This window comes from Allobosea sp. 05L423, from assembly GCF_056397745.1.
In genome coordinates this window covers 15,192-39,157 of record NZ_JBFTOA010000017.1, presented here as the reverse complement: position 1 = coordinate 39,157, position 23,966 = coordinate 15,192, and the positions used below count along the sequence as shown (strand labels likewise).

Here is a 23,966-nt window from a genome sequence, read left to right as displayed (position 1 = left end):
CGGCATGGCGGCGGCTGACCGAGCCGTGAATGCAAAAGCTGATAATGGCGGCCCAATGACCGGTCGATTGGCGGCTTGCCCCCGCTGCGGGCGAGGGGCGGCAAAAGCCTGACACCAATGTCTGGAGCGGTCGCTTGGCTAGGGGAACAGCCGCTCAGGTTCGTGCACCGCGAATTAGCCTCCTTTAGTCCGACCTTTCCCTGAGTAACTCGCCGATTTTGACGTTCAACGCACGGGCGGTGCGATCAAGGGTGGTCAGCATTGGGTTGCGCACGCCGCGCTCTAGGCCGCTGACATAGGTCTGCTCGGCTCCCATGCGAACAGCGACTTCTTCCTGCGAAAGTCCGGCAGCAGCGCGCAATTCTCGCAGATTTTTCGCAAGGAGCCGCCGAACGTAGCGGAGTGTTCATTTCGGCCAGGCATTATAGTGTCTAAATCGATTCGAGGACTGCTTACGACTACGGCCGCCGTGCACAGTAAAAGATGCGTTCTGAAGAATTTCGCGCCTCTCACGTTCGATGTCGCCTTCGAATGGCAAGACCCGATCGGATCAAATTTTGAGCTCATGGTGAGTGCCAGAGGACCTCAAGCGGATCGAGATCGCTGGCAGCGTGCCTTTCAAAGATGGTGCAATCTTCACGGTCAGAGCGTTGAGATAATCTGCGGAAATGCGCGGACAAATTGGACAGCCACGAGGACTGTCGTGTCTGGGCCGACATCGCTGGACCAATTCATTTTCCAATGGATTGGGAGGGAATGGCACAGGCACGCACAGGAGGATCCGATCTCGGGCGGAGAGCATAACGCCGAGCTAAGGGCCGTTAGTGATCGCGCGTCCAAACTTGCCGCCCTCCTAAGGATGCATGCGGCTCAGCCGTCGGCACGCAGAAGAGTGGTCTCGCCCAATCGGCCAATTCACAGCGCTCGATTGGCTGCGTTCTCAAAAATATAGCGGTCTAAGCAAGTGCTGAGCACCCCGGAGAAAGCTTGCGCATGCGCCTCCTGATCGTCTCGGACCGGCGAGAGGAGCGGATTGATCGATCCGTGAAGATAGAGGCGCTGCGAGCGGCGCATCGGTTGGCGGCTGATTTCTCAGATCGGCCAGCAGAGTCCGGCGCTACTTAAAGCCAGGCCGCCGGCGTCATCTCACCAGTGCAGAAGGCGTGGAAAGATAAGCGCGCCGAGCGCTGCAACGATCACGGTCGCTATAGTGTACCAGGTTGCTAGAAAGGCCGCCGTATCATCCGGGCAATGCAGGCTGTAGGCGACAGTAGCAAGGCCAGCCGAGGCGAGGCCGGCAAAGGCCCCTGTCAGGACTCGATCTACAGGTGCGCCGCGGCGCGCCAGCAGCAGCAGCAGGATGAGCGGAAGCAGCGCGTAAAGCGGCACCGCGATCAGGCAGGCTCGCCAGTAGCGGCCGAAGATCAAGGCACTCCATTGCTCGGCCGGCGCCTGTATCAGCGTGAGCAGCGCCCAGCTAGCCGCCACAAGGAGCGGGGCCGCGATGAGTGGCAGGCGCCGCGACGGCTTCAGGCCCGGCCGCAGGCTGTTCTGGAACAGCACGAGCGCGATGGCCGCAACGCTCGCGCCGAACGCGGCCTTGGCGATGACCGGCAGTGTCGTCCAGGCGCTGGTGAAATCTGGCCTGGTGCCGAGCGTGAGCAGCACCAGCCCAACCGTGATCGAGAGTGCAGCGAGGGCACAGAGCCACGTCGCGCGGCGCAGCCAGCCGGTATCGACCGGCCGGGCGCTCGCACTCATCAGGGAGATCAAATCGTTGGTCTGCATGTCCGATCTTCGTGGTTCTGCGGTCTATTGGAGTTCGCGAGAAGCTGGCGAAAGGTTACGAGGCGTCGATGACCATGGGCTTCATCAGGGTTTCGCCCCGCGTTTCGTGAGGAATTTCGCCATGGCTTGCAGGCCGCGATGGATCGCGACCTTCGCCGCCGTCTCCGTCATTCCGGCGGCATTGGCCGCTTCGACGACGCTGGCACCCTGTAGCTTGACCTGCTCGATCAAACGGCGCGTGCGCTCGGGCAGCGCGGCCATGGCACGGGCCAGGTCGAGCCTCGCCTCGGCCGCGACGCCCTCCGGCGGGCCGGCGAGCCCGTCCGCCTCGTCTTCGAGCGGCAGGGCGCCGGCATGGCGGCCGGAGCGGCGCAGATGGTCGACCAGCTTGTAGCGGGCGATCGCATGCGCCCAGGCCGTCACCGGGCTCGCGGCATCGTAGGTATGGCGCGAGAGATGCAGCGCCAGCAAGGTTTCCTGCAGCACGTCCTCCGCCTCGCTCGCCTCGGTCCGGCCCGCACGCGCCAGCATCTGGCTGAGATAGCCGCGCAGCCGCATGCTGATCGTATCGAGGAACAGGCGATAGGCCGCGGCATCGCCGGCGAGGGCGGCGAGGAAGACCGGTCGGAGCTGGTTTTCGAGCTCTTGTAGCGACACGTATTGCGCTTTTCGGAAGGCGGATTTGCACCCAGTCCGTTGCATGGCGGACGCCCGCTCACAAGCCCGCGATGCCGAGGTGAAGCGCGTGCGCCGCCCGGTTACGCTCGCGCCGGAGCGCAAGGCTTAACCGGCACAGCGGAGAGATAGCAAATGGCGACAGGGCTGCCGCTCGTAGCTGCGTTCGTCGGCATCCTGGTTGCCGGCTCGGCGGTTGCTCGGGAGCCTCACGGTCCTTCCAAGCCCGGCGACGCCTGTGCCGAGGCCGCGGGCTGCAGCGTGGCGAGCGGCAACTATCGCATCGTGCTACCGCCGGAGGCCGGAGCAGGGCGGCCGGTCGGCGCGATCGTGTATTTCCATGGCTATCAAGGTTCGGCCGAGGACGTGATCGCCGATCCGGGCCTCGCCGCCGTCGCGCGTCGCCTCGGCGTCGCGCTGATCGCACCTGATGGCGCCGGACGCTCATGGTCCTTTCCCGGTTCTCCGGCAAAGCAACGCGACGAATTCGCCTTCATCGGTCAGGTTCTGGACGACGTCGTCGCGCGCTTTCCTATCGATCCCCGCCGCCTCCTAGCGAGCGGCTTCTCGCAGGGCGGCTCGATGGTCTGGTATCTCGCCTGCCGGATGCCACAGCGTTTTGCCGCCTTCGCCCCGATCGCCGGCGCCTTCTGGGAGCCGCTGCCCGAAAGCTGCGAAGGCCCGCGCCCACCCTTGATCCATGTCCATGGCACGAGCGATACGACGGTGCCGCTCGCCGGCCGCACGCTGCGACAAGGTTCCAGACAGGGCGATGTCTTCAAGAGCCTCGCGATCTTCGCGCCGGGCGGCTGCACTGCCGGCTGGGCCGGAGCAGCCCGCACCGAAACGATCGCGGACGGACTGATCTGCCGCATGGCGGCCGGCTGCGACGGTTCTGCCAGGCTGGAGCTCTGCCTGCATGCCGGCGGTCACGAGGCCGATCCGGCCTGGGTCGAACGAGCCTGGCGGTTGACCATGCCGGTAGGTTCACCCGTCGCGGCCGGGCAAGGCGGCCTCACGTCTCCGTGATCGTGTAACCAAACCAGGGTGCCGCGCGATCTCTCCGGCAAGGCCGCTGCAGCGGCGAAGCGGAGAGAGACGATGCGTAACGAACGGATAGCGGACGCAGAGCCGGCTGAAGCCGGCCCGGCCGGATTCGTGACTGGTGCCGATCTCCTGGCGCTTGGGTTGGCGGAGGCCGGCGCGACGCATGCCTTTGGCATCCCCGGTGGCGAGGTGCTGGCGCTGGTCGATGCGCTGGAGCGCGCCGGCATCCGCTTCCACCTCGCGCGGCACGAGAACGCCGCCGGCTTCATGGCGGAAGGCCTGTGGCACGCGACCGGCGCGCTGCCCGTGCTGGTCGCGACGCTCGGCCCCGGCGTTGCCAATGCGGTCAATGTCGTCGCCAATGCGCAGCAGGACCGGGTCCCGCTGATCTTCGTGACCGGCTGCGTCGATCAGGCCCTGGCCGAGAGCTATACGCATCAGGTCTTCGACCACCAGGCGGTGCTGCGGCCACTGGTCAAGGCGAGCTTCCGCGCCGCTGTTGGCACCGAGGATCTCGTGGTCGCCAAGGCCGTCGCGCTCGCCCAGCGAGGGCGCCCCGGCCCGGTCCATATCGACCTGCCGATTTCGGTCGCCGAAGCCCGCATTGGCCGTCGTACTGCGCCCGCCATTCCACCAGCAACTCCTTCCATCCCGGCGGATCTCCAGCCCGCGCAAGCGCTCATCGCCGCCGCGCAGAGGCCGCTGGTCATCGCCGGGCTCGACCTTGTTCAGGACGGAGCAGCAGCGCTCGACCGCTTCCTGACTCGCACAAGCGCGCCGCTGCTCACCACCTACAAGGCCAAGGGGTTGGTGCCGGAGGGCGATCCGCGCGTGATCGGGGCCGTCGGCCTCTCGCCCAAGGCCGACGCGCTCTTCCGCCCGCTGATCGAGGCGGCCGATCTGATCGTACTCACCGGCTACGACCCGATCGAGATGCGCCAGGGTTGGCGGAACCCCTGGCCCGCCGGCAAGCCCGTCATCGACATCGTCGCGGAGCCGGTCCAGCACGGCATGCACTCTTCCAGCCTGGTGCTGGAAGGCGATGTCGCCATGACGCTGACGAAGCTCTCGGAAGGGCAGGCGACGAAGATAGGCTGGCCGGGCGGCGAGCCTGCGGTGGTCCGCGAAGCGCTCCGCGCCGCCTTTGCCGCTCCCGGCGCATGGGGGCCGCACACCGTCTTCGAGACCCTGCGCCATGTCGCGCCGGCCGGAACGGTCGCGACCGCCGATTCCGGCGCGCATCGCATCCTGCTCAGCCAGATGTGGAATTGCGACGGGCCGCGCCGCCTGCTGCAGTCGAGCGGGCTCTGCACCATGGGCTGCGCCCTGCCGCTGGCAACGGGGGCGGCGCTCGGCTCCGGCCGGCCGACCTTGTGTTTCGTCGGCGATGCCGGCCTCGAAATGGTGCTGGGGGAGCTGGCAACGCTGCGCGATCTCGGCCTGCCGGTGATCGTCGTGGTCCTCGTGGATCACGCGCTCGGGCTGATCGCGCTGAAGCAGCGCCAGCTCGGCCTGGCCCGCGCCGGCGTCGATATCGGCGAGACCGATTTTGCGGCCGTCGCCCGCGCGATGGGCGGGCATGGCGCCACGATCGACGACCGCGAAACGCTAGCGCGTGAGGCGGAAGCGGCTTTCCGGCGGACTGGTTTCACTGTGCTCGCCTGCCGCATCGATGCTTCCAGCTACGAGGGAGCGTTCTGATGGACGCTGCGTCCACCACCCCTGCGAAGCGCCCCCGCGACGAACGGCTCGACCTTTTTCGCGGCCTGACGATGCTGATCATCTTCGTGGCGCATCTGCCGGAGAATAGCTGGAACGCCTGGATTCCCGCACGCTTCGGTTTTTCATCCGGCGCCGAGCTTTTCGTCTTCTGCTCCGGCATCGCCAGCGCGCTCGCCTTCGGCAGCGTCTTCACGCGTCGCGGGCTGTGGCTCGGGACCGCGCGCATCGCCTACCGGATCTGGCAGGTCTATTGGGCGCAGATCGGCCTCGTCCTGGCGCTGATCGCGCTCGCCGCCGCGCTCGACCGGGTCTTCGGCCTCGCCGTGCTGGCGCAGCAGTTCCAGCCGCTGCTGGCCGATCCCGAGAATGCCCTGCTCGGCCTGGCCACGCTGAGCTGGCAGCCCGACTATCTCGACATCCTGCCGATGTATCTCGTCATCCTCGCGCTCGTGCCGGTGATGATGCTGGCGCGCCGGCTCCATGCCGTCTTGCCCTTCCTGATCGCCGCAACGCTCTATGCGGCGGTCTGGGCGAGCGGCCTCAACCTGTCGGGCAATCCCTGGACCGGCGCCGGCTGGTTCCTCAATCCCTTCGCCTGGCAGTTCATCTTCTTCATCGGCTTCTTCATCGCCATGAAATGGCTGCCGGTACCCGCGCTTGGTGACCGGCGATTGATGATCGGGGCCGCGCTCTTCCTCCTGCTCTCGGTGCCGCTGTCCTTCTGGGGCATCCTGGAGCACTGGCCTCCGGCGCAGGCGGCCCGTGATCTCGTCATCCCCGCCAGCGAGAAGACCGATCTGCATATCCTGCGCGTGCTGCACTTCCTGGCGCTCGCCTATCTCGCGCTGAGCCTGATCGAGCCCTGGCGGGACCGGCTCGATCGCGGCGCAGGCCATCTGCTCATCCTGATCGGGCGGCAGTCGCTCGCCTGTTTCCTGGCAAGCGTCGTGTTGGCGCGGCTGCTGGGCACGATCGCCGACATGGCCGGGCGGGGCGAACTTGTGGTGGTTCTGCTCAATCTCACGGGCTTCGCGCTGATCCTCGCCACCGCATGCGTGGTCGGCTGGTTCAAGAGCGCGCCCTGGGCCGGCGCGGGGCGCACGCCCGCGATCGCGGCGCAGAGCGCGCCGCCCGCGAGCGCTCCGCTGACAACACGGGTCCGTGAAGCGAGTTGAACGCCGCTTGATCGAGCCGTTGCGAACTCCCTGACAAGCGCCCTTCACGGCGCGGCAATGGAGCAGCCCATGTCTTACGCCGTTCATCACGATCTCTCCGGCGATCCGATCACCGTCTCCAGCGATGCCGCGCGCCTCGCCTGGAACGACATGCTCGAGGCGCTGCTGGCCCATGCCGCCGCGACGCCCGAGCATCTCGCCCGGGCGCTCGGCGCCGATCCCGACTTCGCGCTGGCGCATGCCGCCAAGGGCCTGATGCTGCTCTCGCTGGCCCGCGCCGAGCTCGTCGCGCCGGCTCGCGATTGCCTCGACAAAGCGCGCACGGCCGCGCTGCTGCGGCCGGTGACGCGGCGCGAAACGATGGTCGTCGAAGCCCTGGCGCTTTGGCTCGACGATCAGCCGCGCCGGGCCGCCGAGCGATTGGAGGCGATCCTGCTCGCCCATCCCTTCGACGTTCTGGCGCTCAAGCTCTCGCATGGCCTGCGCTTCATGCTCGGCGATCAGCCGGAGATGCTCGCGACGCTCAATCGCTTCGCGCCGGGTTTCGGCGAGAGCCATCCGCTCGCCGGCTTCGTCCATGGCTGCCATGCATTCGCGCTGGAGGAGCGCGGTTTCTATGCGCAGGCCGAGCGTGTCGGCCGCCGGGCCGTGGCCCTGAGCCCGCGCGACGCCTGGGGCCGCCATGCCGTCGCCCATGTGCTGGAGATGACCGGCCGCACTGAGGAAGGCATCGCCTGGCTGGGCGACGGGCGCGACATCGCCCATGCCAACAACCTGCGCTTCCACATCTTCTGGCACCTCGCGCTGTTCCGGCTGGAGCGCGGCGAGACCGGCGAGGCGCTGCGGCTCTATGATGAGGAAATCCGGGCCGAACCGACCGACGATTACCGCGACATCGCCAACGGCGCCTCGCTGCTGGCGCGGCTCGACTATGCCGGCGTCGATGTCGGCGATCGCTGGGAAGAGCTCGCCGCCAGGGCCGAGGGGCGCGTCCATGACGGCCGTCTCGTCTTCGCCGATCTGCACTATGCCCTGTCCCTGCTCGGCGCCGGCCATGCCAAGGGGGCCGAAGCCATCGCCCGCGGCCTGATCGAGGATGCCAAGGCTCATCCCAGCATCGAGCGGCGCGCCGCCGCCCGCAACGGCGCTTTCGCCGCTTTCGGGCTGATCGCCTTCCACGAGGGCGACTATGACGAGGCCGCCCGCCTGCTCGGCTCGGCCCGCAACGGCTTGATCGCGATCGGCGGCAGCCATGCCCAGCGCGACCTGCTCGAGCAGGCCTATGCCGAGAGCCTGATCCGGGCCGGCGAGCATGAACGCGCCGCCGAGATCCTCGGCGAACGGCTGCGGCGGCGCTGCGGCTCCAATCTCTTCGCCGCCCGCCGGCTGGCGCAATTGCGCGGTCGCGGCGCCGGACGGCTTGCCGCGCTCGCCATCGCTTCCACCCCGCTCGCCATCGCCCACTGACATCCGGAAAGGACCGCTGCCATGACTACCGCGACCATGACCCGCAGCTTCGCGCTGCCCTCGACCCGCACCGTGATCAACCTTGCGCTCGGCGGCTTTGCCGGCCTCGGCTTCTGGGAATTGTTCTCGGCCGTGCCGACCGCCTGGTTCGCCGAATATCCGCTGGAACCGCCGGAGCTGGTGAAATCGCTCTTCTACCATCAGCTCGGCCTGACGATCTCGACGCCGACCGCCAAGCTCCTGCACTTCACCACCGGCTTCTTGTTCTACCCGCTCGGCTACTGGGGGCTGACGCGCTGGGTGAAGAGCTTCGGCATGCCGGCCGATGGCTGGATCTGGGGCGTGATCACCTATTTCATCGCGCTCGCCTTCTTCGCGCCGCTGGCCGGGCAACATTTCCTGCTAAACGACGTGCCGCGCCTCTCCTTCATGAGCCTCATTGGCCACGCGATCTACGGCTATCTCGCGGCCTATGTCTTCGAGGCGCTCGAAGCGCGCGGGAGGTAAGGCGCATGCTCGATCGACGCGTCTTCATCGGCCTTGCCGCCGCAGCGCTGGCGGGGGGCGGGGCCAAAGCGGAGACGCTGCACCCGGTCAACACGCTGGGCTCGGCCGATGGCCTCGCGATCCGCGGTTACGATCCCGTCGCCTATTTTCGCGACGGAGGTCCGCGGCTCGGCCAGCCGGAATTCTCGGTCCGGCACGGCGGCGCGACCTGGCATTTCGCCAGCGCCGAGCACAAGGCGCTGTTCGAGGCCGATCCGGAGCGCTACCTGCCGGCCTATGGCGGCTTCTGCGCCTACGGCACCTCGCGCGGCTATCTCGTCAAGATCGAGCCGGAAGCCTGGTCGATCGTCGACGGCCGTCTCTATCTCAACTACGATCTCGACGTGCGGAAGACTTGGCTCGGGCGGGCGAGGATCTACATCGCCCGCGCCGACGGAAACTGGCCGCGCCTGGCGACGAAGGGCGTTCGGTAGAACGCACAGAAGTGGTTCGCAAATATCCGACAGAACGCCCTGCGGCTGCGCTCCAACTACTGACCTTGAGACTGCGCCTACAACCGAACATTGGATGTTCGGCTTGAACCACTCCAAGTTTGCCGAAAGCGCCAATTCCTGAGAGGATGGCAGCATGACGGCAAGAGGAGGATCAACTTCGCACGCGAGGGGCAATCGCGGGGAGTCCCTCTGATTTTCTTGAGCAGCCGCGCTTAGCCGGAAATGGCCGGCGCCATCATAGCATGCGCCGGAAGCCACCACGTAGACCGAGTGACTGCTGCGGGCTGGCCTACCGGCATATTCGGCTCAGCGCTTCTCGAGGACCGTCCAGTGCGGGTCATCATCTTCGCGCCTTCCGACGTTCACTCGCTGGAACTCGCCGGCCTGATGGACGTGTTTGCCGAAGCGAACGCGCGTGTTGCCGAAGCCTTCTACGAGGTCGGCATCGTCGCGGAGGAGGACCGACCGATCCGCTGTGGGTCGGGATTGAGAGTTTTGCCGGACTCAGATTACCTCTTGAGTCCGAAGGGTCTCGACACGCTTCTTGTGGCCGGTAGCGTCGGCATACCCAATGCACCGGGTCGAGGCTTGATCGACTGGCTCGCCCGGACGGCCCCTCAGACGCGGCGTTACGGCTCGGTCTGCACTGGGGCTTTCCTGCTCGGTGACGCCGGACTTCTGGGCGGCCGCCACGTGGCGACGCACTGGCAGTATGCGGCTCTCCTCGCCCAACGCTTCCCAGAAGCTAAGGTGGACGGCGACCGGGTCTTCGTGCGGGATGGCCCCATGGTCACGTCTGCCGGATCGAGCGCGGCGATCGATCTCGGCCTTTCGCTGGTCGAAGAGGATCTCGGCCGAGACGTGGCGCTTTATGTCGCCCGCCGTCTGGTCGTGTTTCTGAAAAGGCCGGGGGACCAGTCTCAATTCAGCATGCATCTGGCAGCGCAAGGCGTCGACCACAGCCGCCTCTACAAGGTCCAGCAGTACATCCTGAGCCACCCGGATGCTGATCTGTCCGTCAACACCTTGGCGAACATCGCGGCGATGAGCCCGCGCAACTTCACGCGGGTCTTCACGCAGGAGGTGGGAATCTCGCCGGCCGAATATGTCGATCTCACGCGGATTGATGTCGCGCGCTTTCTGCTCGAAGGCAGCCGGCTATCGATGGATTCGATCGCCGCGAAATGCGGCTTCGGTTCTGCCCGGGCGATGCGTCGCGCCTTTCTTGAGCATCTCGGAGCGACGCCCTCGGACTACCGCGATCGATTCCGGACATCTGGAGACGGGTCGAGACCCACTATGTCCGAAATCGGCTGACGGTTGTCTCGAAACGGCCGTACCCGCCGATTGCCCAGCAACCGGCAACAGCGCCATTGCTTGGGTATGAAGGATTTCAAGGGACTGAAGCCGTTGGAGTTCATGAGGTTCGCACCGGCGCTCTGCGCTGGCAACGGTGACCTCAGCTCGGACGCATTGCTCCGCTCGGTTCTGCCGCCGCTCGTCGAGGAATTCTCCGACGGTGTGGCGATCGCCCGGATTTCCGGGGGGGATGGGCCACTTCTCTACGTGAACAGGGCCTTCGAGCGTTTGACCGGATATACGCGGCGCGAGGTGCTCGGGAAGGACTGCCGTTACCTCCAGGGCAATGAACGCCAGCAACCGGAAATCGGCCGCATCGGAGACGCCATCGGGGCCGCCGAACCGGTGGACGTCACGCTTCGCAATCATCGTAAAGACGGGTCAGTCTTCTGGAACAACCTCAGCCTTAGACCTTTCACGGTCGGTGGCGAACTGCTGTACCTTGGTATTCTTCGTGACGTTTCGGCGACGCGCCAGACAGAGATTGCACTCGATCGCGCCGCGAACCTCGACGTTCCAACCGGCTGCCTCAACCGTCAATCGTTCATCGTCGGCGCAGAACGGCACTTCGCGACAACTGCCGGCCCGGTGATGTTCGTGAAGCTCGACGCGATCGGCTTCCACGACATCAACGCAGGGTACGGCTTTGATGTAGGGGACGCGCTGCTCATGGAAATCGGCCGCCGGCTGCGCGGGACCGGGGCCGCTCTGGTCGCCCGGATTGGAGCCAACGAATTCGCCCTGGCCTTCGAACTGACCGATGAGGCAAGCGGGCCACCGATCGTGGCCGAGGTTTGTGCCGCTCTCGCCCCAGACTTCGTAGTCCCGGGGGCGAATGTTTCCCTGCGTTTCGCCTTCGGCTATGCGCTCGGCCCCCCTGACGGCAACCTGATCTCCTTGATCCGCAATGCTGGCGCGGCACTGCACGCGGCGAAGGCAGCTCCGCTGAGTGGGCCTCGCCGGTTTCAGCGTGCAGATGAAGAGGAGGCGCGCAATCGGGTCCAAATGACCCGCGAGTTGAGGGCCTCTCTCGCCAACGATGAGTTCATCCATCACTTCCAACCCCAGATCGACCTTGCGACAGGCCAGTGCGTGGGTGCGGAAGCACTGATACGGTGGAATCATCCCCTGTTTGGTATCGTACCCCCGGGCCGATTCATCGAAGCGGCAGAGCGGAGCGGCGTGCTGCTCGACCTCGGCGAGCGCGGTCTAGCCGCCGTCGCCGCCTTTGCACGCACGATCAACGAACACCGGGAACAACCGCTGCGCTTTTCCGTGAACGTTTCCGCCACCGAGTTTTTGCACAGGGACATGGCGGAGATCGTGGACCGCATCTTACGACAGTCCGGTCTTCGACCAGCCTTGCTGACACTCGAAATCACAGAAGGCATGTTTCTCAATGACACGCCCGGCGTGCTGGAGGCGTTCCGCCGGCTGCGGAATCTCGGTGTCGGCCTCTCCGTAGATGATTTCGGAACTGGCTATTCAAACCTCCGTTCGCTTGAGGCGTTTCCCGTTACGGAAATCAAGATCGACCGGAGCTTCGTCGGGGGATTGACTGCCAGTCCTTCGAAGACCGTCATCGTCCGCGCCATCATCGACCTTGGGCGCGCCCTTGGACTCACCGTCGTTGCGGAGGGGGTGGAGACGGAGGCCCAGCGAGCGCTATTGGCTGGCATGGGATGTCCAATAGGCCAAGGTTTTTTATTCGGTCGCCCTGAGGGCGGCGAAGGTTTCGCCGCGAACCTCCGTCAGGCATCTCCCGACGACTCCGCACAGCGCGCAATGAGATATGGCTCCTTTCGAGCCAAGACGTCATTCGGCTCTCTGGGCACCCTTCATTCCGCATGCGGCGACAAATCCTGACGCAACGCGCCAATTGCGGACATCGGTTGGGTGCCCGGCAGCGGCCATTCGGGGGCCTGTCCATTAGCGCGGTCCGTTGGCGATCCTTTGCGGACCTAAGCGATGGTTGGGCCACTTCGTTTGAGCCTGGCGTCATAGTTCGAGCGGCGGGCCGGAAGCGCTGCTTCGTTTGGCTGCTGATATTCGCGGAGGCTGCGCGCTTCATCAGCATCGCCGACCGATCGATGCGCTAACCCAAATGTTTCGCCGCTCCGGACATCGCAGCCTCGGCCGACACTTGACAGGCGCCTCAGTTAACCCATAGCGTATCAAATAATAAAATGACGTTTCATTATATGAAATGAAATACGAGGAACGCTCTTGTCGACGGATTTGCCAAAAGCTGCGGGGAAGCCTGCGCCTGCCGGCACCAGCACGCTCGATCTCGCACTTCACGCGGTCGAGTATCTGGTGCAGCAGAGCCGCCCGGCTTCGCTGGCCCAGATCGCCGAGGCGCTCTCCGCGTCGAAGGCGACGATCTATCGGCACCTGGTAACGCTGCAGCGCCACGGCTTCGTCCGGCAGGAGGTCGAGACCGGCCGCTACGAGGCTGGGATCAAGCTGATGGTGCTGGGCGAGGCGCTGCGGCAACGCTTCGACATCGTCAGCGCCGCGCGCGAGGAACTGATGACCCTGCGCGACCACACCGGCCAGGCGGTCACCGTCTGCGCCGCGATCGACGACGAGCTGATCGTCCTCGAACTGATCCAGGGCCGGACGCTCATCGAATTCTCCACTCGGCCCGGCACGCGGCTCGCCTTCCATGCCAGCGCCCACGGCAAGATCTGGCTCGCTTTCGGCTCGCAGGAGCGTACGGCCGCGATCGCCAACGGCCCGCTCGAAGCCTGGACGCCAGCGACCATCATTTCAACGCAAGCGCTGCTTGCCGAGGTCGACGCCGTTCGCGAACGCGGCTGGGCCACCGCACCCGACGAGGTGATCACCGGCGTCAACACGGTGGCCGCCCCCGTCTTCGACCACCGCAAGGTTCTCGTCGGCTCGATCGCCATCGTCGGCGCGACGCAGTTCATTCCGCCCGTTCCCGATCCCGAACAGATCCGTGAGGTCGTCGGCAGCGCCGCACGCATCTCGCGTGGCTTGACCTGGAAAGACTGAGAGCATGACCTACTCGCTGGCCGTCGATATCGGTGGCACCTTCACCGATATAGTCCTGCGCGACCCGCAGGGCGGGCTTAGCGTCGACAAGACGCTGACCACGCATCACGATCTGCTGGAAGGCTTCTTCCGGGGCGTCGACTCCGTGCTCGGCAAGGCCGGCATCGCCGCCGGCGCGGTCGACGGCGTTGTGGTCCATGCCACGACCGTCGTGACCAACGCGCTGATCGAGCGCAAGGGTCTGCCGACGGCGCTCGTCGTCACCGACGGCTTCAGCGACGTGCTCTCGATCCGCAATGAGCATCGCTACGACATGTACGATCCGCAGATCGAGTTCCCCGAGCCGCTGGTCTCGCGCGAGCTGACCTTCGGCCTGAAGGAGCGCGTCCTGGCTGATGGCACGGTGGCGCTCGCACCGAGTCCGCAGGATATCGCAGAGCTCGCGGCCGATATCCGGGCCAGCGGCGCGCGTGCTGTTGCGATCTGCTTCCTCAATAGCTTCGCCAACCCGGACAACGAGGCGCTGGTCGCAGTCGCCCTGTCGCGCGAACTCAACGACGTCTTCATCTGCACCTCGTCGGAGGTCGCGCCACAGATCCGCGAATACCAGCGAGCCTCGACGGCGACGGTGAATGCCTATGCGATGCCGATCTCGCAGCCCTATCTCAAGCGGCTGAGCGACCGGCTGCGCGTCGAGGGCTTCGCCAACACCCCGCTGATCATGCTGTCCTCCGGCGGAGTCGTCGGGGCCGAGACCGCGGGCCGCAACCCCGTGCGGATGATCGAGAGCGGCCCGGCTGCCGGCGCGCTCGCGGCCTGCCATTATGCCGAATTGCTCGACATCGACCGGCTGATGTCCTTCGACATGGGTGGCACCACCGCCAAGGCCTGCCTCATCGAAAACCGCACGCCGCTGATCACCGGGCTGTTCGAGGTTGACCGGCGCTACCGCTTCCGCGAGGGCAGCGGCCTGCCGGTCACCGTGCCCTCGATCGACCTGATCGAGATCGGCGCCGGCGGCGGCAGCATCGCCCATGTCGACGATCTCGGCCTGCTCAAAGTCGGGCCGGAAAGCGCCGGCTCCAATCCGGGACCGGCCTGCTATGGCCGCGGCGGCAAGAACGCGACCGTGACCGATGCCGACCTCGTGCTCGGCCTGATCGATGCCGAGAACTTCCTCGGCGGCGACATGTCGCTCGACAAGGCCGCTTGCGACGCGGCCATGGCGCGGCTCGGCGAGGCGCTCGGCCTCAATGCCGCGCAGGCGGCGCGTGGCATCTACCGCATCGTTACGGAAGCCATGGCCTCGGCGGCGCGAACCCATGCGACAGATCGCGGCGTCGATTATCGCGGCCTACCGCTCTTCGCCTTCGGCGGCGCCGGCCCCTTGCATGCCTGCGGCGTCGCCGAGTTGCTGCAGAGCACCAGCGTGATCGTACCGCCGCAGTCGAGCGTGCTCTCGGCCTTCGGCACGCTCGTCACTCCCGTCCGGCTCGATCTCGTGCGCAGCGACCTGACGCGGATCGACCATCTCGACTGGGAGCGCGTCGATCGCGTCATCGGCGACCTCGAGAAGGAAGGGCTGACGGCGCTGGGTGAATCCGGCTGCGCAGCCGCCGATGTCACGATCCTGGTCGGCGCCGATATGCGCTATGTCGGCCAGCAGCACGAGGTCACGATCATCTTCGAGGCCGATCCGCGCCAGAGCCGCGACAGCAAGGCGCTCACCGCGCAATTCGAGGCGGCCTATCGCACGCTCTACGGCGTCAACCCCTCGCATGTCCCGATCGAACTCGTGACCTGGCGTGTCGTCGCGCGTGGGCCCCTGCCGCATTTCGACGGCCAGGCCCGGTCGCAGATCGCCGCCGGGGCGCCTAAGCGCCACAGGCCGGTTCATGCCTGGGAGGACGGCCAGTCCGTCCCCGTCTACGAGCGCTCGGCGCTCGCCATCGGCCAGACCGTCGCCGGCCCCGCCATCATCGAGGAGCGCGAGACCACGACCGCGCTGCCGCCCGGCTGGAGCGCGACGATCGACGCGCTCGGCTGCATCGTCGCCACGAAAGGGTAAGTCCGATGGCAAGGTCACATCCAATGGACGGAGTCGAGCTCGAAATCCTCTGGTCGAACCTGATCGGCATCGTCACCGAGCGGGCCAAGGCGCTGCAGCGCATCGCCTTCAGCCCGATCGTGCGCGAGGCCGGCGACCTCGCCTGCGCGCTGTTCGATCAGCGCGGCCGCATGGTGGTGCAGGCCAATACCGGCACACCCGGCCATATCAACTCGCTCGCCTTCGCGGGGGCGCATCTGGTGCGCCTGTTCAAGGGCCGCTGCGAGCCCGGCGACGTGCTGATCACCAATGATCCCTGGCTCTCGGCCGGGCATTTCTTCGACATCACCATTTTGACGCCGATCTTCGACGGGGAGAAGCTGCTCGCCTATATCGGCTCGACCATCCACCACACCGATATCGGCGGCTACGGCATCGGTGCCGGCGCCCGCGACGTGCATGAGGAAGGCCTCTGGATCCCGCCGCTCAAGCTCTATGAGCGCGGCAAGCCCAGCGAAATGCTGCACGATATTATCCGCCGCAATGTCCGCACGCCCGATGCCGTCTTCGGCGATCTCTCGGCGCAGGTTTCGTCCGGCGAGGCGGCGGCCGACCACCTGATCACTTTGTGCGAGCGCTACGGGATCGAGGACATCGAGGCGCTGTCCGACGAGATCATCGACCGCTCCGAGGAGGCGACGCGCAACGCCATCCGCAAGCTGAAGGCCGGCACCTATCACGGCGAGGCGATCTTCGACGTTCCCGGCGGCGAGATCATCACGCTCAGGACGGCCGTCACGGTCGATGCCGAGAGCGGCTCGATCATCGTCGATTTCGAGGGGTCCTCGCCGCAGACGACGACCGGCATCAACGTCGTCCTGAACTACACCCACGCCTATTCGACCTTCGCGATCCGCTCCTGCCTCAATCCGGACCTGCCGAACAACACGGGTTCGCTGGCGCCGATCGAGGTGCGTGCGCCGGTTGGCTCGATCGTCAACTGCGCCTATCCGGCACCGGTGAATGCGCGCCATGTCGTCGGCATGTATGTGCCGATGCCGATCCTGAAAGCACTGCATCAGGTCATGCCGGAGCGCGTGCTGGCGGAAGGCTCGGGCGCGGTCTGGACGATCCAGATCCAGGGCCGCAAGCCCAGCGGCGAGGCCTTCACCTCGTCGATGTTCAACTATTCCGGCGGCATGGGCGCCCGCGCCGGCAAGCCCGGACCGAGCGCGACCTGCTACCCGACCGGCGTCGCGGCGGTGCCGATCGAGATCCTCGAAGCGGCGATGCCGATTGTCTTCGATCGCAAGGAATTGCGGCCGGGCTCCGGCGGCAGGGGCCGGATGCAGGGGGGCGACGGCCAGATCATCCAGTTTCATATGCGCACCGACCACCCCTGGTTGCTGAATGCCGTGCCGAGCCGGCTCGAACGCGGTCCCGACGGCATCGATGGAGGCCTGTCCGGTGCGCCTGGCCGCTTCCTCGTCAACGGCAAATCCGTCAGCGAAGCCAAGAAGCTGACCATGCAAGCCGGCGACGTCGTGTTGCTGGAGACGCCCGGCGGCGGCGGCTACGGCAAGCCGACAACCTGACGGCAACCACCACCAGCCTGAAAAGCCAAGAAAAAGGCGGGGCCTCGGAACGGGGCCACCAGCCCGAACCGAGGGAAAACGGGAGGAGAAATGATGAAGCAGACCCTTTTGGCGGCCTGCCTTGCCGCAAGCCTCGCGCTGGCCGGCGCGATGCCGGCCTATGCGCAGGAACCCTACAAGATCGGCGTTTCAGCCGGTTTGACCGGCTATGCCGCGACTGTCGACCGCGCCTGGCGCGACGGTGTCGAACTCGCGGCCGCCGCGGTCAACGCCAAGGGCGGCGTGATGGGCCGCAAGATCCAGGTCGTCGTCGAGGACAACCGCTCCGAGCCTCAGGAGGCGGCGACCGTCTACCGGAAGATGCTGAGCTCGGACAAGGTCGACGTCTTCGTCAGCGGCTGCGTCTCGGCCGGCAATTTCGCGGCCGCTGGCCTGCTGCTGCGCGCCAAGATTCCGATGATGCTGTGCTCGATCCTGCCGACGCAGGCCGAGCATCTGCCCTGGGCCTTCACCACCTTGCCGCCCGCTGGCTTCGAGGTCGACAAGCGCCTGGAATACCTCAAGGAGAAAACGCAGATCCGCAAGATCGCGGTGCTGCACGACCCGACTCCTTACGCCAATCTCCAGAAGAGCGTGGCCGAGCGCAACGCCGCGAAATATGGCCTCGAGGTCGTCTCGGTCGATCAGTACAAGCAGGACGATGCCGATCTTAGCGTGCAGATCAGCAAGGCCCGCGCGGCCGGCGCGGGCGCGATCCTGAAGATCGGGCTCGGCGGCACGACGCTCACCGCCGCCAAGAACATCAAGCAGCTCGGCGCCGACATGCTGCTGCTGACGAGCCTCGAGGATCTCGCCGTGTTCGGCCCCGTTGCCGAGGTGCTCGGGGACAAGTTCCTCTTCGTCGCCTCGCCCTCGCAGGTCTATGAAGCGCTGCCCGAAGGCCCGCTCAAGACCGGGATCAAGGCCTTCCTCGATCCCTGGCGCGAGAAGTTCAGGGATCGTGATCCGAACTGGGCCTCGCGCGGCTGGGACGGCGTCATGCTGACAATCGCCGCGATCGAGAAGGCGAAGTCCTTCGAGGGCGAGAAGGTCCGCGCTGCCTATGAGGAGCTGACCGGCTTCCAGGGTACGACCGGCATCTACAATTTCCGGCCGGACCTCCACCAGGGCATCACCGAGAACCCCTTCGTGCTCGCCACCATCGAAGGCGGCAAGGTCAAGGTGGTGCAATGATCCCGGCGGTCGCGGCCGGCACACAGGGGAGCGCAGCTCTGCCGAACTCGGCTCCGCCGATCCTGGCCGCGACCGGCCTCGCCGCACGCTACGGCCATATCCACGCGCTGCACGGGGTCGATCTGCGCATCGGCGAAGGCGAGCTCGTCGCCGTGCTCGGCCCGAATGGCGCCGGCAAGTCGACCCTGCTGCGCGCCATCATGGGACTGTCGGCCAATAGCGGCGAGGTCCGCTTCCGGGGCGAGGCGCTACCCCGGCACGATGCGGTCGCGGTCGCTTCGCGCGGCATCGTGCTGGTTCCGGAAGGACGCGGGCTGTTTTCGCCCATGAGCGTTTCCGATAATCTCGAACTCGGCGCCTATCGCCTGCGCGACAAGGCCGAGTTCAACCGCCGGCGCGAACGCGTGCTGGCCCTGTTCCCGCGCCTGAAGGAACGGCTCGGCCAGGCCGCGGGCTCGATGTCGGGCGGCGAGCAGCAGATGCTCGCGCTCGGCCGGGCGCTAATGGCGGGGCCGAAGCTCCTGCTGCTGGACGAGCCCTCGCTCGGCCTCGCGCCGCGCGTCACCGGAGAAATCCTGGAGACGCTCGGCCTCCTGAACCGCGAAGGTCTGGCGATCGTGCTGGTCGAGCAGAAGGCGCCGCTGGCGCTCGAACTCGCCAACCGCGTCTACCTGCTTTCGCTCGGGCGCATCGTCGCCGAACTCGATCCGCGTGACATCACCTCCCATGACGATCTCGCACAGCATTACTTCGCCTGAACGGCGCCCGATCAGGCTGGTCGGCCTGCTGCCCTGGCTCTTCGCCGCGGTGGTGGTCGGTTATGCCATGGTCGTCGGCGGCTACGCGGCAACCGTCGTCTCCTTCGCCCTGATCTATGCGGTCTTCGTCACCGGGCTGAACCTGTTCATGGGCTTCGCTGCGCAGGTCTCCTTCGGCCAGAACGCCTTCGCCGCGATCGGCGGCTATCTCTCCGCCGTGCTGACGACGAGCCATGGCTGGGGGCCCTTGCCCGCCACCGTGCTCGGCATGGTCGCGGCCGTGCTCGCCGCCGCCATCATCGGCTATCCCACGCTCAGGCTGAAGGGCCATTACCTCGCCATGGGCACGCTGGCGATCGGCCTGATCACCTATGAGATCACGGTAGAATGGCAGTCGGTGACGCAGGGCTACATGGGCATTTCTGGCATCCCGCCTTTCGGCATCGGCCCCTGGGAGGTCACCTCCGACAGGGGCCAGCTCATCCTGCTCTCGCTCGTCGTGTCAGCCTGCGCCTTTGCCGCCGCGCGCATCCGCCGCTCCCGTTTCGGCCGCGCGCTCTCGGCGGTCGCCGGCAGCGAGGAGGCGGCGACCGCGCTCGGCATCGACGTCTCCCGCTACAAGCTCGCGGCCTTCCTGCTATCGGCCGGCTTCGCGGCACTGGCCGGATCGCTCTTCGTCCATGTCGTCGGCTTCGTCAGCCCGGAGGTCTTCGGCCTGCACATGGTCATCGTCACCTTCACCATGCTCTATGTCGGCGGCATCGGCACGGTCGCCGGCCCCCTTGTCGGGGCACTGATCGTCAGCCTGCTGCCCGAGACCTTCCGCGCCTTCAAGGAGTATCAGGACCTCGCCTATGGCGCGGCGCTGATCCTTCTGCTGATCTATGCGCCGCGCGGCCTTTCCAGCCTGTTCGCGCCGCGAGGCCGGTCATGACCCGGCTCCGCCTGGAAGGCGTGACCCGGCGCTTCGGCGGGCTGGTCGCGGTCGACGACGTCTCGTTCGAGGTGCCCGCCGACGGCGTCACCGCGGTGATCGGCCCCAACGGCGCCGGCAAGACCACGTTGTTCAACCTGATCTCCGGCTTCCTGCCGCCGAGCGTCGGCCGCATCATCTTCGAAGGCAACGACATCACCGCCCGCCCGCCGGCCGACATCGCCAGGGCGGGACTGGTCCGGACCTTCCAGCTCGTCAAGCTGTTCGAGGATCTCAGCGTGCTCGACAACCTCAAGGTCGGCTGCCATCTGCAGGGCAAGGCCGGCCTGTTCGCCGCACTGCTGCGGCCGGATTCGGCGCGCCGCGAGGAAGCGGCGGTCGAGGCGCGCGCGCGCGAACTCCTGGCCTTCGCCGGGCTGGCGGCGATGGCCGACGAGCCCGCCTCGGCGCTGCCCTATGGCCGCCAGCGCATGCTGGAGCTCGCACGCGCCCTGGCCGCAGGTCCGCGGCTCATCCTGCTCGACGAGCCGGCCGCCGGCCTCAACACCGAGGAATCCGCGGCGCTGTCGCGGATCATCCGTCGCATCGCCGAGGACGGCACCAGCGTGCTCCTGATCGAGCACGACATGACGCTGGTGATGAACACCGCCGATCGCGTCATCGTGGTCGATTTCGGCCGCAAGATCGCGCAAGGCACCCCGGCCGAAGTCCGCGCCGACCCGGCCGTGATCGCGGCCTATCTGGGCACCGGAAAATCGTCCGCAGGCGAGCCGACCATGCAGGAGACGCCCCATGGCTGACTGGTCCTATATCCCCCAGGTCCTGGTCAGCGGGCTGGGCATCGGCTGCGTCTACGGGTTGATCGGCATCGGCTTCTGCGTGATCTACAACGCCAGCGGCATTGTGAACTTTGCCCAAGGGGCGTTCGTGATGCTGGGCGGCATGATCACCCATGTGCTGTTCGCGCGGAACGGCGTGCCGCTGCCGCTGGCGGCGCTGATCGCGATCGCGGCGGTGGCGATCCTCGGCGTCGCGATCGAGCGCGTCGTCGTCAGGCCGCTCTGGAACCGCAAGGCGACGATGTTCGTCATGATCCTTGCTACGCTCGCCGCACAGATCGTGGTCGAGCGGCTGACCCTGATCGCGGTCGGCGACCAGCCCAAGACGCTGCCCGTCTTCACCGACCGGCCGCCGCTAATGATCGGCCCGGTCGCGATCGGCTACCAATTGATCTGGATCGTCGGCGGCTCGCTCGCGATCGTCGCAGCGCTCGCCGCATTCTTCGGGCTGRCCCGGACCGGCAAGGCGATGCGCGCCTGCTCGATCAATCGCGAGGCCGCGGCGCTGCAGGGCATCCCGATCTCGCGCATGCTGGCGCTGGCCTTCGCGCTGAGCGCCGCGCTGGGCGCAATCGCCGGCATCCTGATCACGCCGACGCAATACACCGCCTTCAATGTCGGCGTGCCCTTCGCGATCAGCGGTTTCATCGCCGCGATCGCCGGCGGCTTCGGGCGGCCTTTCGGCGCCTTTCTCGGCGGCTTGCTGCTCGGCCTGCTGCAGGCGCTCGCCATCGTTGGCTTCGGCGCCGGATTGAAGAATGTCGCAGCGCTGTCGGTGTTGCTGCTGTTCCTGTTCATCCGCCCGTCGGGGATCCTCGGCGCCGCCAAATGACCACCCAAGTGACTATCTGACTGAGCGACGATCGGAGCCGCTGCCATGGACATTCACAAGATCGACTGGAGCCAGATTCCGTGGACACCGGTGCGCCCGGGTGTAGACCGCAAGGCCTTCTCCGGTAATGCAGCGACGGTGGCGCTGCACCGGCTGATGCCTGGACACGAGCCCAAACCGCACAGCCATCCCCATGAGCAGATCGCGTATATCGTCAGCGGCACCATCCGCTTCTTCATCGGCGGCGAGGAGCATCTGATCGGTCCCGGGGGGCTAGTCGTGATCCCGTCGAATGTCGAGCATTGGGGCGAGGTCGTCGGCGATGAGCCGGTGATCAATCTTGATGTGTTCACGCCGCGCCGGCCCGAATACGCTTAGGCTGGATACTCATATGATTTTCCGTCGGTAGCGCGCCAGTTGCGGACATTGGGCCATTGCCCGGAAGCAGGCGTTGGGTGCCTACTCAGCCGGTGTCAGCTGGCGTTGGCTGGATGCCTTAAGGCGGAAATTGTCTCGCGCCATTTGGAGCGCATCGGGACCGTGAGCAAAATATCCGGAAATTTTGGGGGCGGACAATTGTTGAACGCGGAGCGCTATGCTGCAGTGAAGCAAAGCGCAGTCAGGCAAAGATTACTGCGCCCCGTGGCAATCGGCTCCCCGCACGTGGGATGCATGGCAGGGTGGATCCAGCAGCGTTATGCCTATCGGTGGCGTTGAAGAGAGGGAAATCGCATCGGCGCTCGACAACCTGTTGAATGCGCCGAGCACGCGGATTTCAGCACGAGGCGCGCGCTTCCTCCGATATGTCGTCGAAAAGGCCATCGAGGGAAAAAGCGCCCAGCTGAAGGCCTACACGATCGCTGTGGACGTCTTTGGCAAAGGCGTCGACTTCGACCCCGCCAAGGATGCCGTCGTTCGCAACGAGGCAACCCGCCTGCGTTCGGCACTGGCCCTTTATTACGCTGTTGATGGCGCCGCGGAGAACGTGGTGATTCATCTGCCCGTCGGCGGATACGTCCCGCGCTTCGAGCATCGTCAGGCGAAAGCGGCCGGGATTTCGGGCAGCAACGAGACACTGGTTCGGGCGGGGCTTCGGCCTATGTCGGCGCAAGCGCCGCCGGAAGAAGGCCAGCGGGGGCCCGAGCACAAGATCCCGATCATTGTGGTCAGGGCAGCGGCCGGCGGGGGCTCCAGCGAGGCATCGTCTCGCACGATCCGCTCAGTTGTCGCTGCTCTCGTTGCCTATCACGGCCTGCGCATCGCCGGTCTCGAGCCTCACAAATCATTTGAGGAGCTCGTCGCGTCGCTGCGTCCCAGCGGGGCCGGCAGCCTCTATGTCCTCGACGTCGCCGCCGACGCTGAGGAACGAACGCTGCGATGCCAATGGATGCTGAGCGAGCACCGGTCGGGGCTCATTCTGGCTTCGCGCGAGGAAATCGAGTCAGCCGGAGCGTCCTCGATGATGGCGGCGGAGAAGGCCATCGGCGAAACCGTCGCAAGGCAGATCGGGCAGCGCTGGGGCATCATCAACGTGAATGAGCGCAAACTCCACCCGGACAAGCACCAGGATGCCTATAGCTGTGTCGTGCACGCCGTCACTTACCTGGCGAACCTCGACGACACAGAGCAGAAGGATATCCGGAAATGCCTTGAGGCCGCGGTCAGAGAGGAGCCGTTTTATTCGGACGCTTGGGCCATGCTGTCCTATATCCAAATGAACGAGATTCGAGGTCTCTACGCCCGGCCGGCTGAGGGTGGCAGGATCCTGCAGGAAGCTCTCGACATGGCCGACGAGGCCATTCGCGTCGCGCCGCACTCGGCTCTGGCTCACAGCATGCGCTCGACGGTGCTGTTCGCCATGGGGAAGTTCGAGGAATTCGAAAGGGCCGGGCGGCGGGCCATAACCCAGAACCCGGGATCCGGCGAGCATCAATTGACGCTGGGCAATCGGCTCTATGTCATGGGTCGCTATGAGGAAGGGGTCGAACTCGTGCGGCGTGCGAACGCGCGCGAGCATTACCATCCGGCGATGTCATACGGTGTCCCGATCCTGGAGCTATATCGCCAGCGCGACTACGAGGGCGCCTTGCAGCTGGCCTCGAACCTGAGCATCGATGAGAAGTATTATTTCATGCATGTCATGCTGGCGGCCGTCTGCGGGCAGCTCGGCGCCACAGCCAAAGCAGAGATGCATCTGCAAATCCTGCGCCGTTTAAGGCCTAACTACACCGCTGAATTCTATGCCGATTGGCGCGGGCGCAAGTTCCAGGAAGATTACATCGCCCATATCGTGGAGGGCCTGGACAAGGCCGGGTTCGCGGTGACCGATACTCGCATCGATCCTTGAAAGAGCCGGAAAGCCACGAATCTTCCGCAACTGGCGCCAAACTCCAAAATGCCCGCCTCGTCAAGGGGAGTCAGGAGCACATACTGTCGCTGCTCTGGTCAGGCGTCCAAAACGTTATCAGTTTCG

At 66.0% G+C, this 23,966-nt stretch carries 21 protein-coding genes; 18 read left to right on the top strand and 3 right to left on the bottom strand.

Annotated elements, in window-relative coordinates; genetic code table 11:
- Positions 1-184 precede the first annotated feature (184 nt).
- The 3 genes from AC1DNE_RS24705 to AC1DNE_RS24695 all read right to left on the bottom strand — a co-directional run bounded on the left by AC1DNE_RS24705 (position 185) and on the right by AC1DNE_RS24695 (position 2,445).
- Positions 185-370: a helix-turn-helix domain-containing protein gene (locus tag AC1DNE_RS24705; protein WP_441473309.1), complete on the bottom strand. Its 186-nt coding sequence runs from the start codon at positions 368-370 to the stop codon at positions 185-187.
- Positions 371-1,146: 776 nt separating this feature from the next.
- Complete coding sequence (locus tag AC1DNE_RS24700) at positions 1,147-1,788, bottom strand: NrsF family protein (protein ID WP_476766671.1); 642 nt, start codon at positions 1,786-1,788, stop codon at positions 1,147-1,149.
- A gap of 84 nt (positions 1,789-1,872) precedes the next feature.
- Positions 1,873-2,445 carry a sigma-70 family RNA polymerase sigma factor gene (locus tag AC1DNE_RS24695; protein WP_441473276.1) on the bottom strand — a complete coding sequence of 191 codons (573 nt, stop codon included), beginning with the start codon at positions 2,443-2,445 and terminating at the stop codon, positions 1,873-1,875.
- 153 nt (positions 2,446-2,598) lie between these two features.
- Between AC1DNE_RS24695 and AC1DNE_RS24690 the strand changes: the two genes are divergently transcribed.
- The 18 genes from AC1DNE_RS24690 (at position 2,599) to AC1DNE_RS24605 (ending at position 23,840) form a co-directional block, all read left to right on the top strand.
- Positions 2,599-3,492, top strand: coding sequence for a CE1 family esterase (locus AC1DNE_RS24690; RefSeq protein ID WP_441473277.1), 894 nt, complete (start codon positions 2,599-2,601; stop codon positions 3,490-3,492).
- Positions 3,493-3,564: 72 nt separating this feature from the next.
- The gene (locus AC1DNE_RS24685) at positions 3,565-5,211 is read left to right on the top strand and encodes a thiamine pyrophosphate-binding protein (protein WP_441473278.1); all 1,647 of its coding nucleotides are present in this window, start codon (positions 3,565-3,567) and stop codon (positions 5,209-5,211) included.
- Positions 5,211-6,407: an OpgC family protein gene (locus AC1DNE_RS24680; RefSeq protein ID WP_441473279.1), complete on the top strand. Its 1,197-nt coding sequence runs from the start codon at positions 5,211-5,213 to the stop codon at positions 6,405-6,407. The genes AC1DNE_RS24685 and AC1DNE_RS24680 overlap by 1 nt, the downstream gene beginning before the upstream one ends.
- A gap of 69 nt (positions 6,408-6,476) precedes the next feature.
- Positions 6,477-7,874 carry a tetratricopeptide repeat protein gene (locus AC1DNE_RS24675; protein WP_441473280.1) on the top strand — a complete coding sequence of 466 codons (1,398 nt, stop codon included), beginning with the start codon at positions 6,477-6,479 and terminating at the stop codon, positions 7,872-7,874.
- A gap of 21 nt (positions 7,875-7,895) precedes the next feature.
- Positions 7,896-8,381 (top strand): hypothetical protein, encoded by a 486-nt coding sequence (locus AC1DNE_RS24670; protein WP_441473281.1) that lies wholly within the window; start codon positions 7,896-7,898, stop codon positions 8,379-8,381.
- Positions 8,382-8,386: 5 nt separating this feature from the next.
- A complete protein-coding gene (locus AC1DNE_RS24665) occupies positions 8,387-8,854 on the top strand; it encodes a YHS domain-containing (seleno)protein (protein WP_441473282.1) in 468 nt (155 codons plus the stop codon).
- Positions 8,855-9,205: 351 nt separating this feature from the next.
- Positions 9,206-10,192, top strand: a complete 987-nt coding sequence (locus AC1DNE_RS24660) for a GlxA family transcriptional regulator (RefSeq protein WP_476766670.1) — start codon at positions 9,206-9,208, stop codon at positions 10,190-10,192.
- Between the two features lie 66 nt (positions 10,193-10,258).
- A complete protein-coding gene (locus AC1DNE_RS24655) occupies positions 10,259-12,100 on the top strand; it encodes a putative bifunctional diguanylate cyclase/phosphodiesterase (protein ID WP_441473284.1) in 1,842 nt (613 codons plus the stop codon).
- A gap of 360 nt (positions 12,101-12,460) precedes the next feature.
- Positions 12,461-13,255 (top strand): IclR family transcriptional regulator, encoded by a 795-nt coding sequence (locus AC1DNE_RS24650; protein ID WP_441473285.1) that lies wholly within the window; start codon positions 12,461-12,463, stop codon positions 13,253-13,255.
- 4 nt (positions 13,256-13,259) lie between these two features.
- Positions 13,260-15,323, top strand: a complete 2,064-nt coding sequence (locus tag AC1DNE_RS24645; protein ID WP_441473286.1) for a hydantoinase/oxoprolinase family protein — start codon at positions 13,260-13,262, stop codon at positions 15,321-15,323.
- A gap of 23 nt (positions 15,324-15,346) precedes the next feature.
- Positions 15,347-16,897 carry a hydantoinase B/oxoprolinase family protein gene (locus AC1DNE_RS24640; protein ID WP_476841255.1) on the top strand — a complete coding sequence of 517 codons (1,551 nt, stop codon included), beginning with the start codon at positions 15,347-15,349 and terminating at the stop codon, positions 16,895-16,897.
- Positions 16,898-16,990: 93 nt separating this feature from the next.
- Positions 16,991-18,130: an ABC transporter substrate-binding protein gene (locus AC1DNE_RS24635; protein ID WP_476841254.1), complete on the top strand. Its 1,140-nt coding sequence runs from the start codon at positions 16,991-16,993 to the stop codon at positions 18,128-18,130.
- Positions 18,127-18,888, top strand: a complete 762-nt coding sequence (locus tag AC1DNE_RS24630; protein WP_441473289.1) for an ABC transporter ATP-binding protein — start codon at positions 18,127-18,129, stop codon at positions 18,886-18,888. Before AC1DNE_RS24635 ends, AC1DNE_RS24630 begins: the two co-directional genes overlap by 4 nt.
- On the top strand, positions 18,857-19,822 hold the full coding sequence (locus AC1DNE_RS24625) for a branched-chain amino acid ABC transporter permease (RefSeq protein WP_441473290.1): 966 nt from the start codon (positions 18,857-18,859) through the stop codon (positions 19,820-19,822). Before AC1DNE_RS24630 ends, AC1DNE_RS24625 begins: the two co-directional genes overlap by 32 nt.
- Entirely contained in the window at positions 19,819-20,622 is an 804-nt protein-coding gene (locus AC1DNE_RS24620; protein ID WP_476841253.1) for an ABC transporter ATP-binding protein, read from the top strand. The genes AC1DNE_RS24625 and AC1DNE_RS24620 overlap by 4 nt, the downstream gene beginning before the upstream one ends.
- Positions 20,615-21,493, top strand: coding sequence for a branched-chain amino acid ABC transporter permease (locus AC1DNE_RS24615; protein WP_476841252.1), 879 nt, complete (start codon positions 20,615-20,617; stop codon positions 21,491-21,493). The genes AC1DNE_RS24620 and AC1DNE_RS24615 overlap by 8 nt, the downstream gene beginning before the upstream one ends.
- A 45-nt stretch (positions 21,494-21,538) precedes the next feature.
- Entirely contained in the window at positions 21,539-21,871 is a 333-nt protein-coding gene (locus AC1DNE_RS24610; RefSeq protein WP_265055132.1) for a cupin domain-containing protein, read from the top strand.
- 319 nt (positions 21,872-22,190) lie between these two features.
- Positions 22,191-23,840, top strand: a complete 1,650-nt coding sequence (locus AC1DNE_RS24605) for a tetratricopeptide repeat protein (protein ID WP_476766667.1) — start codon at positions 22,191-22,193, stop codon at positions 23,838-23,840.
- Positions 23,841-23,966 lie beyond the last annotated feature (126 nt).

Coding starts and splice junctions, on each gene's coding strand:
- AC1DNE_RS24700 (WP_476766671.1), bottom strand. CDS start 1,788: ATGCAGACCAACGATTTGATCTCCCTGATGAGTGCGAGCGCCCGGCCG.
- AC1DNE_RS24690 (WP_441473277.1), top strand. CDS start 2,599: ATGGCGACAGGGCTGCCGCTCGTAGCTGCGTTCGTCGGCATCCTGGTT.
- AC1DNE_RS24685 (WP_441473278.1), top strand. CDS start 3,565: ATGCGTAACGAACGGATAGCGGACGCAGAGCCGGCTGAAGCCGGCCCG.
- AC1DNE_RS24680 (WP_441473279.1), top strand. CDS start 5,211: ATGGACGCTGCGTCCACCACCCCTGCGAAGCGCCCCCGCGACGAACGG.
- AC1DNE_RS24675 (WP_441473280.1), top strand. CDS start 6,477: ATGTCTTACGCCGTTCATCACGATCTCTCCGGCGATCCGATCACCGTC.
- AC1DNE_RS24670 (WP_441473281.1), top strand. CDS start 7,896: ATGACTACCGCGACCATGACCCGCAGCTTCGCGCTGCCCTCGACCCGC.
- AC1DNE_RS24665 (WP_441473282.1), top strand. CDS start 8,387: ATGCTCGATCGACGCGTCTTCATCGGCCTTGCCGCCGCAGCGCTGGCG.
- AC1DNE_RS24655 (WP_441473284.1), top strand. CDS start 10,259: ATGAAGGATTTCAAGGGACTGAAGCCGTTGGAGTTCATGAGGTTCGCA.
- AC1DNE_RS24645 (WP_441473286.1), top strand. CDS start 13,260: ATGACCTACTCGCTGGCCGTCGATATCGGTGGCACCTTCACCGATATA.
- AC1DNE_RS24640 (WP_476841255.1), top strand. CDS start 15,347: ATGGACGGAGTCGAGCTCGAAATCCTCTGGTCGAACCTGATCGGCATC.
- AC1DNE_RS24635 (WP_476841254.1), top strand. CDS start 16,991: ATGAAGCAGACCCTTTTGGCGGCCTGCCTTGCCGCAAGCCTCGCGCTG.
- AC1DNE_RS24630 (WP_441473289.1), top strand. CDS start 18,127: ATGATCCCGGCGGTCGCGGCCGGCACACAGGGGAGCGCAGCTCTGCCG.
- AC1DNE_RS24625 (WP_441473290.1), top strand. CDS start 18,857: ATGACGATCTCGCACAGCATTACTTCGCCTGAACGGCGCCCGATCAGG.
- AC1DNE_RS24620 (WP_476841253.1), top strand. CDS start 19,819: ATGACCCGGCTCCGCCTGGAAGGCGTGACCCGGCGCTTCGGCGGGCTG.
- AC1DNE_RS24610 (WP_265055132.1), top strand. CDS start 21,539: ATGGACATTCACAAGATCGACTGGAGCCAGATTCCGTGGACACCGGTG.
- AC1DNE_RS24605 (WP_476766667.1), top strand. CDS start 22,191: ATGCCTATCGGTGGCGTTGAAGAGAGGGAAATCGCATCGGCGCTCGAC.